General features: G+C 69.8%; 10 protein-coding genes. 2 read left to right on the top strand and 8 right to left on the bottom strand.

Annotation, left to right across the window (positions count from 1 at the left end; all coding sequences use genetic code 11):
* Positions 1-165: 165 nt before the first annotated feature.
* From ABZ656_RS20145 to ABZ656_RS20175, 7 genes are all read right to left on the bottom strand, one after another.
* Positions 166-882 (bottom strand): ABC transporter ATP-binding protein, encoded by a 717-nt coding sequence (locus tag ABZ656_RS20145; protein ID WP_101405726.1) that lies wholly within the window; start codon positions 880-882, stop codon positions 166-168.
* Positions 879-1,853, bottom strand: coding sequence for an ABC transporter ATP-binding protein (locus tag ABZ656_RS20150; RefSeq protein ID WP_360269575.1), 975 nt, complete (start codon positions 1,851-1,853; stop codon positions 879-881). The genes ABZ656_RS20145 and ABZ656_RS20150 overlap by 4 nt, the downstream gene beginning before the upstream one ends.
* Positions 1,850-3,634: a branched-chain amino acid ABC transporter permease gene (locus ABZ656_RS20155; protein ID WP_101408213.1), complete on the bottom strand. Its 1,785-nt coding sequence runs from the start codon at positions 3,632-3,634 to the stop codon at positions 1,850-1,852. The genes ABZ656_RS20150 and ABZ656_RS20155 overlap by 4 nt, the downstream gene beginning before the upstream one ends.
* A gap of 5 nt (positions 3,635-3,639) precedes the next feature.
* The gene (locus ABZ656_RS20160; RefSeq protein ID WP_075026312.1) at positions 3,640-4,572 is read right to left on the bottom strand and encodes a branched-chain amino acid ABC transporter permease; all 933 of its coding nucleotides are present in this window, start codon (positions 4,570-4,572) and stop codon (positions 3,640-3,642) included.
* Positions 4,573-4,736: 164 nt separating this feature from the next.
* Entirely contained in the window at positions 4,737-5,957 is a 1,221-nt protein-coding gene (locus tag ABZ656_RS20165; RefSeq protein WP_180362563.1) for a branched-chain amino acid ABC transporter substrate-binding protein, read from the bottom strand.
* Positions 5,958-6,872: 915 nt separating this feature from the next.
* Positions 6,873-7,358: a hotdog fold thioesterase gene (locus ABZ656_RS20170; protein ID WP_101405729.1), complete on the bottom strand. Its 486-nt coding sequence runs from the start codon at positions 7,356-7,358 to the stop codon at positions 6,873-6,875.
* 54 nt (positions 7,359-7,412) lie between these two features.
* Positions 7,413-9,692 (bottom strand): FdhF/YdeP family oxidoreductase, encoded by a 2,280-nt coding sequence (locus ABZ656_RS20175; protein ID WP_360269578.1) that lies wholly within the window; start codon positions 9,690-9,692, stop codon positions 7,413-7,415.
* Between the two features lie 122 nt (positions 9,693-9,814).
* Between ABZ656_RS20175 and polA the strand changes: the two genes are divergently transcribed.
* Both polA and ABZ656_RS20185 read left to right on the top strand, forming a co-directional pair.
* Positions 9,815-12,544 carry a DNA polymerase I gene (gene polA / locus ABZ656_RS20180; protein WP_101405731.1) on the top strand — a complete coding sequence of 910 codons (2,730 nt, stop codon included), beginning with the start codon at positions 9,815-9,817 and terminating at the stop codon, positions 12,542-12,544.
* Positions 12,545-13,369: 825 nt separating this feature from the next.
* The gene (locus ABZ656_RS20185) at positions 13,370-14,332 is read left to right on the top strand and encodes a serine hydrolase (protein WP_218978273.1); all 963 of its coding nucleotides are present in this window, start codon (positions 13,370-13,372) and stop codon (positions 14,330-14,332) included.
* Here the strand turns inward: ABZ656_RS20185 and ABZ656_RS20190 are convergent.
* Complete coding sequence (locus ABZ656_RS20190; protein ID WP_101405733.1) at positions 14,253-15,107, bottom strand: DUF4184 family protein; 855 nt, start codon at positions 15,105-15,107, stop codon at positions 14,253-14,255. The two genes, ABZ656_RS20185 and ABZ656_RS20190, sit on opposite strands and share 80 nt — an antisense overlap.
* Positions 15,108-15,146: the final 39 nt, after the last annotated feature.

Below are 15,146 nucleotides of genomic sequence, written 5' to 3' on the forward strand. Positions count from 1 at the left end.
CCAAACCGGGGCCCCAAATCACCTGCCCTATCGTAATTTCCCCGGGCTTCTGCCGCCCATTCCCGCGTGGCCCCCCCCGTTGACACTACGCGCCCCCCCCCCCCGGGGGGGGGGCGCGGGCCTCTTCGTGCGGCGGCTGTACGGTCGTACGGCCGGAGCCTGGTCTCAGTCCTCGCCCAGGTAGGCCTTGCGTACCGACTCGTCGTGCAGCAGGTCCTGACCGGTGCCGGAGAGGACGATGTTGCCGACCTCCATGACGTGTCCCTGATCGGCGAGGGAGAGCGCCGCCTGGGCGTTCTGCTCGACGAGGAGGATGGTCGTGCCGTCGGCCTTGAGCTCGGCGATGGTGGCCATGATCTTCTGCATCATGATCGGCGAGAGGCCCATGGAGGGTTCGTCGAGCATGAGCAGCTTGGGCTGGGACATGAGGGCGCGGCCCATGGCCAGCATCTGTTGCTCGCCGCCGGAGAGGGTTCCCGCGGCCTGCTTGCGGCGTTCACCCAGGATGGGGAAGAGGTCGTAGGCGCGCTGGATGTCCTTCTCGATGCCCGCCTTGTCGGAGCGCAGGAACGCGCCGAGCTGGAGGTTCTCGGTGATCGTCAGCCGGGGGAAGATGTGGCGTCCCTCGGGGGAGTGGGCGAGGCCCAGGGAGACGATCTTGTGGGCGGGGATGTTGCTGAGGGGTTTGCCGTCGAAGGTGATGCGGCCCCCGGTGGGCTTGAGGAGCCCGGAGAGGGTGCGCAGGGTGGTCGTCTTGCCGGCGCCGTTGGTGCCGATGAGGGTGACGATCTGGCCGGCTTCGACGGAGAAGGAGATGCCCTTGACGGCTTCGATCTTGCCGTAGGCGACCTTGAGGTCTTCGACCTCGAGCAGTGCGGTCACTGGGCGTTTCCTTCCTTGCTGGTGGTGCCCTCCGCGGCGGCGTCGCTCTCGGCGGCCTCAGGAGTCTCGGCGGCCTCGGGAGTCTCGGGAGTCTCGGTGGCTTCCGCGGCCTCGGGAGTGACCGTGGCCTCCGCCGCCTCGGCGGCTTCGACCTCGGCGACCTCTTCCGCGCCGGGGGCGCCCTCGAAGGGGGTGCCGAGGTAGGCGGCGATGACGCGTTCGTCGCCCTGGACGACCTCGGAGGTGCCCTCGACGAGCTTCTCGCCCTGGACGAGGCAGGCGACGCGGTCGGACAGGTTGAAGATGAAGCGCATGTCGTGCTCGATGACGAGGACGGCGATGCCCCTGTCGCGGATGGCGAAGACGAGGTCTTCGGTCGCGCGTGTCTCCTGGGGGTTCATGCCGGCCGTGGGCTCGTCCAGGAGCAGCAGTCCCGGTTCGCTCGCCATGGCGCGGGCGATCTCGAGCTTGCGCTGTTCGCCGTAGGGGAGGTTGCGGGAGAGGTGGTCGGCCTTGTGGTCGAGGCCGATGAACTCCAGCAGTTCCATGGCGCGTTCGCGGGAGGCGGCTTCTGCCTTGCGGAAGCCGGGGCCGCGCAGGAGGGCCGACCAGAGGCCTTCCTTGGTCCTGGTGTGGCGGCCGACGAGCACGTTCTCCAGGACGGTCATGTTGGCGAAGAGCCGGATGTTCTGGAAGGTGCGGGCGATGCCGGCGCTGGTGACGAGGTGGGGCTTGGGCGGGAGGACGGTGCCCTTGTAGGAGACCTTGCCCTCGGTCGGCACGTACAGGCCGGTGAGGCAGTTGAAGAAGGTGGTCTTGCCCGCGCCGTTGGGGCCGATGAGGCCGACGATCTCACCGGAGTTGACGGTGAGGTCGACGCTGCGGACGGCGGTGAGGCCGCCGAAGCGCATGGTGACGCCGCTGGCCTCGAGTACGGGGCTGGTGGCCGTGGTGGTGGTCATGTGGGTCACGCCCCTGCCTTGGTGACGCCGACAGTGGAGTCGGGCAGGCCTTGTTCGGGGATGTCGATGCTGTCGTCGGACTCGTGGAATTCGAGCTGGCGGCGGCGGTTGGCGATGATGCCTTCGGGGCGGAAGCGCATGAGGATCACGAGCGCGATGCCGAAGGCGAAGAGCTGGTACTCCTTCAGGAAGCCGAGCTTCTCGGGGAGGAGGTAGAGCAGGGTGGCGCCGAGGATGGGGCCGTTGACCGTGCCCATGCCGCCGAGGACGACCGCGGCCAGCAGGAAGGCCGAGTTGGGCGGTACGGAGCCGGCGAACTGGTACGGGGCCGGGTTGACGCTGTAGCCGACGTGGGCGCTGACCGTGCCGGCGAGGCCGGCGAGGGAGGCGCCGAGGGCGAAGGCGATGAGCTTGACGCGGAAGCCGTTGATGCCCATGGCGGTGGCGGCGGTCTCGTCCTCGCGGATGGCGATCCAGGAGCGGCCGATACGGGAGTCGGCGGCGCGGTTGAAGACGATCACGACGATGCCGGTGATGATCAGCATCAGCAGGAAGTAGTTCGCGAAGCGGCCGAGGGTGATCGAGCCGATGTCGTGCGAGTTCCCGAGGTTGAACCCGAAGATGTCGAGGTCCGGGATCATCGAGATGCCGTTGGGGCCGTTGGTCAGGTTCGGTCCGGAGGAGCCGTCGAGGTTGTTGACGGAGATGCGGAAGATCTCTCCGAAGCCGAGGGTGACGATGGCGAGGTAGTCGCCGCGCAGTCGCAGGGTGGGGGCGCCGATGAGGACGCCGAAGACGAGCGACGCGGCCATGCCGGTGAGCATGGCGGCCCAGAAGGGGAACTGGACGCCGGAGAAGCGGGAGAACTCGGAGCCGGAGACGAGGGCCGCGGCGTAGGCGCCGACGCCGAGGAAGGCGACGTATCCGAGGTCGAGGAGTCCGGTGAGGCCGACGACGATGTTCAGCCCGAGGGCGACGGTGGCGACGACGAGGATGTTCACGCCGAGGTTGGCGTTGTGCTCGTTGTTCTCGACGAAGGGGAAGACCGCCGCGGCGAGGAACGCCATGGAGGTGGCGAATCCCTTGTGGCGGGCGTTGAGTGTGGCGAACCGGTCGAAGAGCCCGGCGGCCTGGAGCGCCCAGGTGCCGAGGACGACGAGCAGCAGGTAGCCGATGAAGGTCTCGCTGGCGTCGGGGTCGACGCCGATGCCGTACGTGAAGACGATCAGCGCGACGGCGGTGGCGCCGGTGATGACGAGGCGCTCGGCCCAGCCGGGGAGCTTCTGGGCCGCGGGGATGCGGTCGGGCTTGCTGACCCAGTCCTTGAAGGTGTCGCCGGGGCTCGGGAGAGCGAGGGCGCCGACGAGGGCGATCAGGGAGCCGACGGCGGTGACGTAGGCGCCGGGGTCGAGGGCGACGAGGCCCTTGAGGTCGACCGCGATGGCGATGGCGCTGAACCAGCTGACGGCGAACGCGGAGGCGGCGGCGAGGACGACGGGCGCGGTGGCGCCTGCCGGGTTGAGCCAGCGCAGGCCGCGGACGCCGAAGAGGGTGAGCGCGAAGAGCAGGGTGATCGCGCCGGCGACGAGGTCGAGGATCTGGAGGCCGGCCGGGGAGCCGTAGTAGGTGAGGTCCCCGGGGAAGTCGGCCGTGTAGGTCCACGACATGAACGTGCTGGCGATGGTGGCGACGGCGCCGACGGCGATGAGGGCGCGCGCGGCGGTCTGGGGGAGTGCGATCAGGCCGCGCACGGGGGCGGTGATCTCGGCGGTGTTCTCGGTGGTTGCCATGGTGTTCACGCCCTGTCCGCGACGCGTTCGCCGACCAGGCCTTGTGGCCTGAACAGCAGTACGAGGATGAGGAGGACGAAGGCCCAGACGGAGGACCAGCCGCCGCCGCCGAGCTGCTGCATGCCGGGGATGCCGTCGATGTAGGAGGTGGCCATGGTCTCGGCGAGGCCGAGGACGAGGCCGCCGATCATGGCGCCGTAGATGTTGCCGATGCCGCCGAGGACGGCCGCGGTGAAGGCCTTGAGGCCCATCTGGAAGCCCATGTTGTACTGGATCGAGCCGTAGCGCAGGCCGTAGGAGACGGCGGCGACGGCGGCGAAGAAGCCGCCGATGGCGAAGGCGATCACGATGATCTTGTTGGTGTCGATGCCCATGAGCTGGGCGGTGTCAGGGTCCTGGGCGGTGGCCTGCATGGCGCGGCCGGTGCGGGACATGCTGACGAAGAGGGCGAGGGCCGCCATACAGAGCGGGGCGGCGACGATGACGAAGAGGGAGCCGCTGCTGATGCTGATGGACCCGATGTGCCAGGGTCCGGCGTCGATCTGGGGGAAGTTGCGGTCCGTCTTGGCGTTCGGGTACCAGTTGAAGACGGCCTGCTGCAGCGCGAGGGAGAGGCCGATGGCGGTGATGAGGGGTGCCAGGCGTGGTGCGCCGCGCAGTGGTCGGTAGGCGAACCGTTCCGCCCCGACGGCGATGAGGACGGCGACGAGTCCGCCGCCGATGAGCATCGCCGGGAGGGCTATCCACATGGATGTGCCGTCGGGCAGGACGTAGAGGTAGACCGTGAGTGCGCCGAAGCCTCCGGTCATGAAGATCTCGCCGTGGGCGAAGTTGATGAGCTGGACGATGCCGTACACCATCGTGTAGCCGATGGCGATCAGCCCGTACATCGAGCCGAGGAACAGCCCGTTGGCCAGCTGCTGCGGCAGGGTGTTCACCGCATGGCCTCCATGTGGGTGGGGAGAGTGAACGGGGGGATATGGGACGGGCCGCGCGGTGACGTGTGGTCTTGGCCGCGCGGCCCTGGGGTGTAGCTAGCGGCGGATCTCGGATCAGCTGGAGTTAGCTGGAAACAGCTGAGCTCAGCTGGGATCGGATCGGATCAGCCGTTGAACGTGCCGCTCTTGACGGCCTTCCACTTGCCGCCGACGACCTGGTAGACGGTGAGCTGCTTGTTGGTGGTGTCGCCGTACTCGTCGAAGGAGACGGGGCCGGCGATGCCCTCGAACTTCGTCTTCTGGACCTCGTCCACGATCTTGGCGCGGGCGCCGTCGGGGATCTTGCCGTCCTTCACGACGTTGGCGATCGCCTTGATGATGGCGGTCGCGGCGTCGTAGGAGTAGCCGCCGTAGGTGCCGTAGTCGCCCTTGAGGCCGGAGGCCTTGTACTTCTTGATGAAGTCCGCGGCGGAGGGCAGGGAGTCGACGGGCTGGCCGACGGAGGTGGCCAGGTCACCCTCGGAGGTCTTGCCGGCGGTCTGGATGTAGGTGTCGCTGAACATGCCGTCACCGCCGAACAGCGGGACCTTGACTCCGCCGTCCTTGAGCTGCTTGGTGAGCTTCTCCGACTCGTCGTACTGGCCGCCGTAGTAGACCAGGTCGGCCTTGGAGTTCTTGATCTTGGTGACGAGGGCGGAGAAGTCGGTGTCGCCGGTGTTGACGTGGTCCTCGCCGGCGACCTTGCCGCCGTTCTTGGTGAAGCCGGCCTTGAACAGCTTGGCCAGGCCCGCGCCGTAGGTCTGCTTGTCGTCGACGACGAAGACGTTCTTCTTCTTGAGCGTGCTGGACGCGTACTCGGCCGCGAAGCCGCCCTGGAGGGCGTCGGTGGTGGCCGTACGGAAGTACGTCTTGAACGGGCGCGACTTCGAGGTCTGCCAGTTCTTGCCCTGGGTGAGCTCGGGCGCCGTGTTGGAGGGCGAGATCTCGACCAGGTTGGCGGTCGCGAAGACCTGCTGCATCTGCGTGGCCACACCGGAGTTCAGCGGGCCGACGACGCCGAGGACCTTCTCGTTGTTGACGAGGGCGGTGGCGTTCTGCTGGCCGCTGGCCGGGATCGCCTTGTCGTCGAGCGCCTGGACCTTGAAGGTCACGCCGGGGACGGTGTTGTTCTTGTTGGCGTCGTCGACGGCGATCTGCACGCCGCCCTGGATGCCGAGGCCGGTTGCGGAGTTCTGACCGGTCAGCGGAGCGTCAACGCCGATGATGATCTCGGTCTTGCTGCTGCTGCTCTTGTCCCCGCTGTTGTCACGCGAACCGCAGGCGGTCAGCGTGAGTGCTCCGGTGGTGAGCACGGAGGTGAGTATGACCAAAGAACGCTGTCGCACGTTGAATCCTCTCCCTGGCGCAGCAGCCCTGCTGGACTGCCGTGTGTCTCGCCGGGCCGTACTGGGTGATACCGAGCCGTGCTGCAGACGCGCCCGGCGGCGCGGTGACTGGCCGTGACTCTAAGCCTGTCTGTGGGCCCGGGCATCGCCGTGGGCTGGCTTGTGACTTTCTTGTTATGACGTGCCGGTTGATGGGCTTCAGGGATGGGTATTCTCAGCCGATTTGGCGGAAATTCTTCTCGTTCCACATGTTGAGAATCCGCACTTCCGGTTGCGCGTGGGCGAAGGTCGCCGTCGGACGCCGTCGCAGGTCGCGCGGAGGAGCCGGGAGAGGCCGCGGGAGTACGGGCCGTCGCAGATGGAACTCGGATGCTGTATTGCGTGCGTGTTACGCAGCGTTACGTCGAGAAAAGGGAACTCGGAGTTCGGTCGGCGTGCGCGATATAGGGCGCATGAGGTGCGGACCGGGCGTGAAGTCGCGTGAAGTCGCGTGAAGTCGCGTGAAGTCGCGTGAAGTCGCGCGAAGAGGAGACGAGTTGCCGCCGATTTCCGATAACTCCGGCGTATTGGAGCGTGGTTGCGGCGGGCGCGGGGCGGGGGCGTGCGCAAGGGGTGCGCGGAGGGTGTGTGTGGGGGCGGGGCCGGGGCGGAGGTATCCGTCCTCGGTCAGACGCGGAATCGGTCGGTCCCAGAAGGGGTCGGTGTTGACGCGCCGGCCGCTGCGGGCGGACACCTCCGCCCCGTCCCCTGCCCGCCGTACCCGACTGCCGCTGAGTAGGGGGCAGTTGTCTCCTGCTCCCTTGCTCGCCGTACACGGCTGCCTGTGAGTGGGGGGCGGGCGCCGGCGGCCCTTGCTCGCCGTACGCCGGTGCCGGTGAGCGGTGGGTGGGGCGGGGCTCGTCCTGGAGGCGGGTGTCAGGCCTGGCGTACGTGGTCGGCGTCGGTGGGGTTCGCGTCGCGCAGGAGGCAGGTGAGGCGGGCGGTGCAGACGCGCTTGTCGTTGTCGTCGGTGATGACGATCTCGTACGTCGCTGTCGTGCGCCCGCGGTGTACGGGGGTGGCCACGCCGGTGACGAGGCCGGAGCGGGCGCCGCGGTGGTGGGTGCAGTTCAGGTCGACACCGACGGCGATCTTGGAGCTGCCGCCGTGGAGCATGGAGCCGACCGAGCCGAGGGTCTCCGCGAGGACGGCGGAGGCGCCGCCGTGCAGGAGGCCGTAGGGCTGGGTGTTGCCCTCCACCGGCATGGTGCCGACGACCCGGTCCGCGGAGGCCTCGATGATCTGAACGCCCATGCGGGTGCCGAGGTGGCCTGCCGAGAAGAGGGCGGGCAGGTCGACGCCGAGTGCGGCGTACTCGTCGATGACCTCTTGCGGGAACTTCACTTGACTCTGCTCGCCCATGGGGGCCGGCTCCGATCGTCGTCGATCTCTCTGGCTGACTGGCTGAGCAAACGCTCAGTCGGTGGCCGATTGTTCCAGACGGACCACGACGGACTTGCTGGCCGGGGTGTTGCTGGTGTCCGCGGTGGCGTCGAGCGGGACGAGGACGTTGGTCTCCGGGTAGTACGCGGCGGCGCAGCCGCGGGCGGTCGGGTAGTGCACGACGCGGAAGCCCGCGGCGCGCCGCTCTATGCCGTCCTGCCATTCGCTGACGAGGTCGACGTACGAGCCGTCGGTGACGTTCAGCGCGCGGGCGTCCTCGGGGTTGACGAGGACCACTCGGCGGCCGTTCTTGATGCCCCTGTAGCGGTCGTCGAGGCCGTAGACGGTGGTGTTGTACTGGTCGTGCGAGCGCAGGGTCTGCAGGAGCAGGCGGCCTTCGGGGAGCTTCGGGTACTCGACGGGCGCGGCGGTGAAGTTGGCCTTGCCGGTGGCCGTGGGGAAGCGGCGTTCGTCGCGGGGGGCGTGGGGGAGGGCGAAGCCCGCGGGGTCGGCCACGCGCGCGTTGAAGTCGTCGAAGCCGGGGATCACGCGCGCGATGCGGTCGCGGATCGTGGCGTAGTCCTTCTCGAACTCCTCCCAGGGGGTGCGGGAGGCGTCGCCGAGCACGCGGCGGGCGAGGCGGCAGACGATGGCCGGCTCGGACAGGAGGTGCTCGCTCGCGGGCACCAGACGGCCGCGCGAGGCGTGGACCATGCCCATGGAGTCCTCGACGGTCACGAACTGTTCGCCGCTGCCTTGGAGGTCGCGCTCGGTCCGTCCGAGAGTGGGCAGGATCAGGGCGCGGGCTCCGGTGACGACGTGGGAGCGGTTGAGCTTGGTCGAGACGTGCACCGTGAGGCGGGCGCGGCGCATGGCGGCCTCGGTGACGTCGGTGTCGGGGGAGGCGGAGACGAAGTTGCCGCCCATGGCGAAGAAGACCTTCGCGTCGCCGTCGCGCAGGGCGCGGATGGCCCGTACGACGTCGTAGCCGTGCTCGCGGGGCGGGGCGAAGCCGAACTCCTTCTCCAGGGCGTCCAGGAAGGCCGGGGCGGGGCGTTCGAAGATGCCCATGGTGCGATCGCCTTGCACGTTCGAGTGGCCGCGGACCGGGCAGACGCCCGCGCCGGGACGGCCGATGTTGCCGCGCAGCAGCAGGAAGTTGACCACTTCGCGGATCGTGGGCACGGAGTGCTTGTGCTGGGTGAGGCCCATGGCCCAGCAGACGATGGTGCGCCGGGAGGAGAGGACGAGGCGGAGGGCCTCGTCGATCTTCTCGCGGGTGAGGCCCGTCGCGGTGAGGGTCTCGTCCCAGTCGGCGGCGCGGGCGGTGGCCGCGAACTCCTCGTAGCCGTGGGTGTGTTCGGCGATGAAGTCCTCGTCGACCGCGCCCTCGGTCTCCAGGACGAGCTTGTTCAGGAGGCGGAAGAGGGCCTGGTCGCCGCCCAGGCGGATCTGCAGGAACAGGTCGGTGAGGGCGGCGCCCTTGAGCATGCCCTGGGGGGTCTGCGGGTTCTTGAAGCGCTCCAGGCCCGCTTCGGGCAGCGGGTTGACGCTGATGATCTTCGCGCCGTTGGCCTTGGCCTTCTCCAGGGCGGAGAGCATGCGCGGGTGGTTGGTGCCGGGGTTCTGCCCGGCGACGATGATCAGGTCGGCCTTGTACAGGTCCTCGAGCAGGACGCTGCCCTTGCCGATGCCGATGGTCTCGGAGAGCGCGGAGCCCGAGGACTCGTGGCACATGTTCGAACAGTCCGGCAGGTTGTTCGTGCCGAGTTCGCGGGCGAAGAGCTGGTAGAGGAACGCGGCCTCGTTGCTCGTGCGTCCCGAGGTGTAGAAGAGGGCCTCGTCGGGGGAGCCGAGGGCGGCGAGCTCCTCGGCGACGATGTCGAAGGCGCGCTCCCAGGAGACCGGCTCGTAGTGGTCGGCGCCCTCGGGCAGGTACATGGGGTGGGTGAGGCGGCCCTGCTGGCCGAGCCAGTAGCCGCTGCGGCCGTGCAGGTCGGTGACCGGGTGCGCGGCGAAGAAGTCAGGGGTGACCCGGCGCAGGGTGGCCTCCTCGGCGACCGCCTTCGCGCCGTTCTCGCAGAACTCCGCCGCGTGCCGGTGCTCCGGCTCGGGCCAGGCGCAGCCCGGGCAGTCGAAGCCGTCCTTCTGATTGACGCGCAGGAGGGTCAGCGCGGTGCGCTTCACCCCCATCTGCTGCTGGGCGATGCGAAGGGTGTGCCCGACGGCGGGCAGTCCGGCCGCGGCGCGCTTCGGCTCGGCGACCTGCGGCGCGTCCTGGACCGGATCGCTCTTGGGCGGCTTGCTGGCCATCAGGGGATCCCTTCGCGTGCACGTATCTAGTACGTGGGCGATCCTCCCACGCGCCGGTGACGACGATGGTGGCCGGTCCCGGGAGGTCCGCACTGTCAGTGGGGCGTGCGAGGATCGGGGGCGTGGCAGAAACAGCATCGAAGAAGACCGAGAAAACCGCAGGTGCGGGCCGTCCGCGGCTGATGCTCATGGATGGGCACTCGCTGGCGTACCGCGCGTTCTTCGCGCTGCCCGCGGAGAATTTCACGACCGCGACGGGTCAGCCGACGAACGCGATCTATGGTTTCGCGTCGATGCTGGCGAACACGCTGCGCGACGAGGCGCCCACGCATTTCGCGGTGGCGTTCGACGTCTCGCGCAAGACGTGGCGCTCCGAGGAGTTCACGGAGTACAAGGCGAACCGTTCGAAGACCCCGGACGAGTTCAAGGGGCAGGTCGAGCTGATCGGCGAGCTGCTGGACGCGATGCACGCGCAGCGGTTCGCGGTCGACGGCTTCGAGGCCGACGACATCATCGCGACGCTCGCCACGCAGGCCGAGGCCGAGGGCTTCGAGGTCCTGATCGTCACCGGTGACCGCGACTCCTTCCAGCTGGTGTCCGAGCACACGACGGTGCTGTACCCGACGAAGGGCGTCTCCGAGCTGACCCGCTTCACTCCGGAGAAGGTCGTCGAGAAGTACGGGTTGACGCCGGCGCAGTACCCCGACTTCGCGGCGCTGCGCGGCGACCCGTCGGACAACCTGCCGGGCATCCCCGGCGTCGGCGAGAAGACGGCCGCGAAGTGGATCAACCAGTTCGGTTCGTTCGCGGACCTCGTCGAGCGCGTCGACGAGGTCAAGGGCAAGGCCGGGCAGAACCTCCGCGACCACCTGGAGGCGGTGAAGCTCAACCGCCGTCTCACGGAGATGGTGAAGGACGTCGAGCTCCCGAAGACGGTCACCGACCTGGAGCGCGCGGCGTACGACCGTACGGCGGTCGTGATGGTCCTGGACACCCTGGAGATCCGTAACCCCTCCCTGCGTGAGCGGCTTTTCGCCGTCGACCCCGGGACGGAGGAGGCCGAGGCGGTCGCTGCGGTCGTCGAGGGTGTCGAGCTGGACGGGGCCGTGCTGGGTGCGGGCGAGCTGGAGCCGTGGCTTGCCGAGCACGACGGCAAGGCGGTCCTGGGTCTGGCCACCGTCGACACCTGGGCGCTGGGTTCGGGCTCGGTGGCCGAGGTCGCGCTCGCCGCGGCGGACGGGGCGGCGGCGTGGTTCGACCCCTCGCGGCTGGACGAGGCCGACGAGAACGCGTTCGCGAAGTGGCTCGCCGACCCGAAGAAGCCCAAGGTGCTGCACAACGCCAAGGGTGCGATGCGGGTCTTCGCCGAGCACGGGTGGACGATCGAGGGCGTGTCCATGGACACCGCGCTCGCCGCGTATCTGGTGAAACCGGGCCGCCGCTCCTTCGCGCTGGACGCGCTGTCCCTGGAGTACCTGGGCCGGGAGCTGGGGCCCGCCGCCGCGGCCGACGGTCAGCTGGCCTTCGGCGCGGACGACCAGGCCGAGGCCGAGGCGCTGATGGTGCAGGCCCGCACGATCCTCGACCTGGGCGAGGCGTTCGGCGAGAAGCTGGCGGAGGTCGGCGCGGCCGAGCTGCTGCGCGACATGGAGCTGCCCACGTCGGCGCTGCTGGCCCGGCTGGAGCGGCACGGCATCGCGGCGGACCGGGCGCACCTGGAAGCCATGGAGCAGATGTTCGCCGGAGCCGTGCAGCAGGCGGTGAAGGAGGCACACGCCTCCGTCGGGCACGAGTTCAACCTCGGCTCGCCCAAGCAGCTCCAGGAGGTCTTCTTCGGCGAGCTGGACCTGCCCAAGACGAAGAAGACGAAGACCGGTTACACGACGGACGCGGACGCGCTGGCCTGGCTGGCCACGCAGACCGACCACGAGCTGCCGGTCATCATGCTCCGCCACCGTGAGCAGGCCAGGCTGCGGGTGACGGTCGAGGGCCTGATCAAGACGATCGCCGCGGACGGCCGCATCCACACCACGTTCAACCAGACGGTGGCCGCGACGGGCCGGCTCTCGTCGGTGGACCCGAACCTGCAGAACATCCCGGTCCGTACGGAGGAGGGCCGCGCGATCCGCCGCGGCTTCGTGGTCGGCGAGGGCTTCGAATCCCTCATGACGGCCGACTACAGCCAGATCGAACTGCGCGTGATGGCCCATCTGTCCGAGGACGAGGGCCTGTTGGAGGCGTTCACGTCGGGCGAGGACCTGCACACGACGGTGGCGTCGCAGGTGTTCTCGGTCGAGCGTTCGGCGGTCGATGCGGAGATGCGCCGCAAGATCAAGGCGATGTCGTACGGCCTTGCCTACGGGCTGTCGGCGTTCGGTCTCTCCCAGCAGCTGAACATCGACGCGGGTGAGGCGCGTGCGTTGATGGACACGTACTTCGAGCGTTTCGGCGGGGTGCGGGACTATCTCCGCCGGGTGGTCGACGAGGCCCGCGCCACGGGCTACACGGCGACGCTCTTCGGGCGCCGCCGCTATCTGCCCGACCTCAACAGCGACAACCGCCAGCGTCGCGAGGCCGCCGAGCGCATGGCGCTCAACGCCCCTATCCAGGGCACGGCCGCGGACATCGTCAAGATCGCGATGCTGAACGTGGACCGGGCGCTGCGCGAGGCCGAGCTCAAGTCCCGCATGCTCCTCCAGGTCCACGACGAAATCGTCCTGGAGATCGCCCCCGGAGAGCGCGCGAAGACCGAGGAACTCGTCCGCCGCGAGATGGCGTCCGCCGTTCATCTCCGGGCACCCCTCGACGTGTCCGTCGGGGCGGGCCCCGACTGGGAATCCGCAGCGCACTAGCCTCCGGCGAACGAGACCCTGGAACCCCGGCCCAGGCTCCGGCCCCAGGACCCCGGCGTCGGCCCCAGGACCCCGGCGTCGGTCCCGGGTCCCGGCGTCGGCCCCGGCTCCGGGCCTCGGTCCCGGGTCCCGGCGTCGGCCCCGGGTCCTGGCCTCGGTTCCGGGTCCCGGCGTCGGCCCCGGGTCCTGGCGTCGGCCCCGGGTCCTGGCCTCGGTCGCCGGCCTCGGGCCCGGTCCCGGGCCTCGGTGTCGGGCTCGGTCCTGGCCCCGGCGTCGGGCTCGGTCCTGGCCTCGGGCACCGCTCCCGGCCCCGGCGCCGGGCCGGTTCGGTCCCGGGTGGCGCTGGTCGTGGCTCCGCCCGCTCCCGGCGTCGGTTGCCCCTCGGGCGGCGTGCGCGCCGGTGCGGACAGCTGCCCCACCCCGCTAGAGGAAGCCCCCGCCCACAGGGCACCCCCCGCAGCCGCTTGCGGCGCGAGCCGCCCCGCGCTCCGCCACGCGAGCCGCCGCAGGGAGAGTTGTCCCATGCTCCGTCGTGCGAGCCGCCCGCGGGAGAGTCGCCCCCGCGCTCCGCCGTGTGAGCCGCCCGCAGGGGATGTCTGCCTCAGCCCTGTCGTGCGAGCCGCCGCAGGGAGAGTCGCCCCCGCCCCGTTTTGCGAGCTGCCCGCAGGGTGAAGTCCTTGAGTTGGCCGCCCGTAGGGCATGGGCCCTCTCCGGTGGGCCGGAGGCGCAGGGGAGGTGGGGTCCGCTCAACCCCCGGAGGGAACCGTCACTCGCGTGGCCCTCGCAAAGACGCCCCCCGTGCGAGGGGACCGTAAGGATGCGGGCATGAGTACAAGCATGCTCAACCGTCGCACGGCCTTGGCCACCGCCGTCGTCTCGGCGCTGCTCGCGCCGGTACCCGCGGTGGCCGCGAGCGCGAGCACCGCCCAGGTGCCCGCGGTCTGCCGTTCCACCCGCAGCCCCGAGCTCGCCGCCCGGATGTCCCGCGACATCAGGACGGCGCTGTCGTCACGCCAGGGCACCGTCGCCGTGGCGGTGCGCGACGACAACAGCGACCTGACCTGCACCCTCGCGAGCGAGCGTCGGTACGACTCGGCGAGCGTCGCCAAGCTCACGATCATGGAGGCCACCCTGCACCGCGCGGACGAGCTGCGCCGCACCCTCACGAACTGGGAGCTCGCCAACGTACGCCCCATGATCACCATCTCGGACAACACCGCGGCCCAGCATCTGTGGAACGACCTGGGCCGCACCTACCTCGGCCACTTCCTGGACCGTGTCGGAACGCGCCGCACCGAGCTCGGCCCGGCCGGCTACTGGGGCCTGACCCGCACCACGGCCGCCGACCAGATGCGGCTGCTGGGCGTGCTCACAGACGCCAGTTCCTTCCTGAAGAGCCGCGCCTACGGCCTGAAACTGCTCAGCCAGGTCCGCAGCGACCAGCGCTGGGGTGTCCCCGCCGGCATGCCTCGCGGCCTGCAGGCGCACATCAAGAACGGCTGGCTGCCCCGGTCCACCCACGGCTGGCGCGTCCACAGCGTCGGCGTGTTCACCGGCTCCGACCGCACTTACCGCATCGTCGTCCTGTCGCACGACAACCCGACGATGACGTACGGGGTCCGCACCATCGAGCGCATCGCCCAGGTTGTCCACCGTGGCCTCAACCGCGGGCGCGGCGCCGTCCAGGGCTCCACACCGCAGAACAGGATCAGCGAGGTGTCGGACGGTTCGGCGCCGAGCGGGCCGGTGCCGGGCTGGGACGAGCCGGAGCGGGACGCCACACCCTGACCCCGACGGCGTACAGCGCGAGACCGAGCACGAGACCCGCGCCCGCGCCGAAACAGAGCGCCGGGATCAACTCCCAGGGCTTCGCGCGGGCGCCCCAGTAGGCCCACCAGCGTGAAGCCCGCTGCACGGCGCCCACCAGCCCGCAGCCGCCGATGACTGCGGCCGCCAGCCACCGGTCGGAACGCGACAGTACCGGCACCCCCACCGGTTCGGCCGAGGGCGCCCGGCGCAGCGCGACGGCCACGAAGGCCACGATCACGACGGCCCCCACCAGCGAACTGCCGTACTGCGCGTAGGTGAACACCGGCGTGCCGTCGGCGTTCCGCGACAGTACGGGGACCAGCCGTACTCCCCACCGGTCGTGGTGCGTGAACGCGTCCCACACGACGTGTGTCAGCGCGCCGAGCACCGCGGAGGTGTACCACCACAGTGCCGCCGAGGAGCGCAGCTGCCCGCGCGGCGTCCCGCAGCGCAGCAGGGCAGCGGGGCGGCCCTGACGGGCCCGTGGCAGCAGCGCCACCAACGGTTCGCGCACTACCAGCCAGGCACCCACCAACGCCCAGGCGACGAGCACGTCGAAGGTGAGGACACCGGTGAAGGAGTGCGTGAAGTCGCCGAACTCCATCGCTCCGGGGACCACGCTCGCCGCGTAGTAGGTCATGTCGGGGGCGAAGGAACCGGCCACGAGTGCCGCGGGCGCGAGGCGGCCGCGGCCGCTTCCGTCGCCGCGCACGGCGGGCAGTACGGCCGCCGCGTGGCTGAGGGTGAAGGGCAAAGCATCCCCCTGTGGCAGACGTTGGTCTGAACATGTCGG

It is taken from the genome of Streptomyces sp. NPDC007095 (genome assembly GCF_040634475.1).
Classification (GTDB): domain Bacteria; phylum Actinomycetota; class Actinomycetes; order Streptomycetales; family Streptomycetaceae; genus Streptomyces.

Bases quoted from the DNA above. Each gene is read 5' to 3' on its own strand.
- ABZ656_RS20155 (WP_101408213.1), bottom strand. From the start codon at position 3,634: ATGGCAACCACCGAGAACACCGCCGAGATCACCGCCCCCGTGCGCGGC.
- ABZ656_RS20170 (WP_101405729.1), bottom strand. From the start codon at position 7,358: ATGGGCGAGCAGAGTCAAGTGAAGTTCCCGCAAGAGGTCATCGACGAG.
- ABZ656_RS20175 (WP_360269578.1), bottom strand. From the start codon at position 9,692: ATGGCCAGCAAGCCGCCCAAGAGCGATCCGGTCCAGGACGCGCCGCAG.
- ABZ656_RS20185 (WP_218978273.1), top strand. From the start codon at position 13,370: ATGAGTACAAGCATGCTCAACCGTCGCACGGCCTTGGCCACCGCCGTC.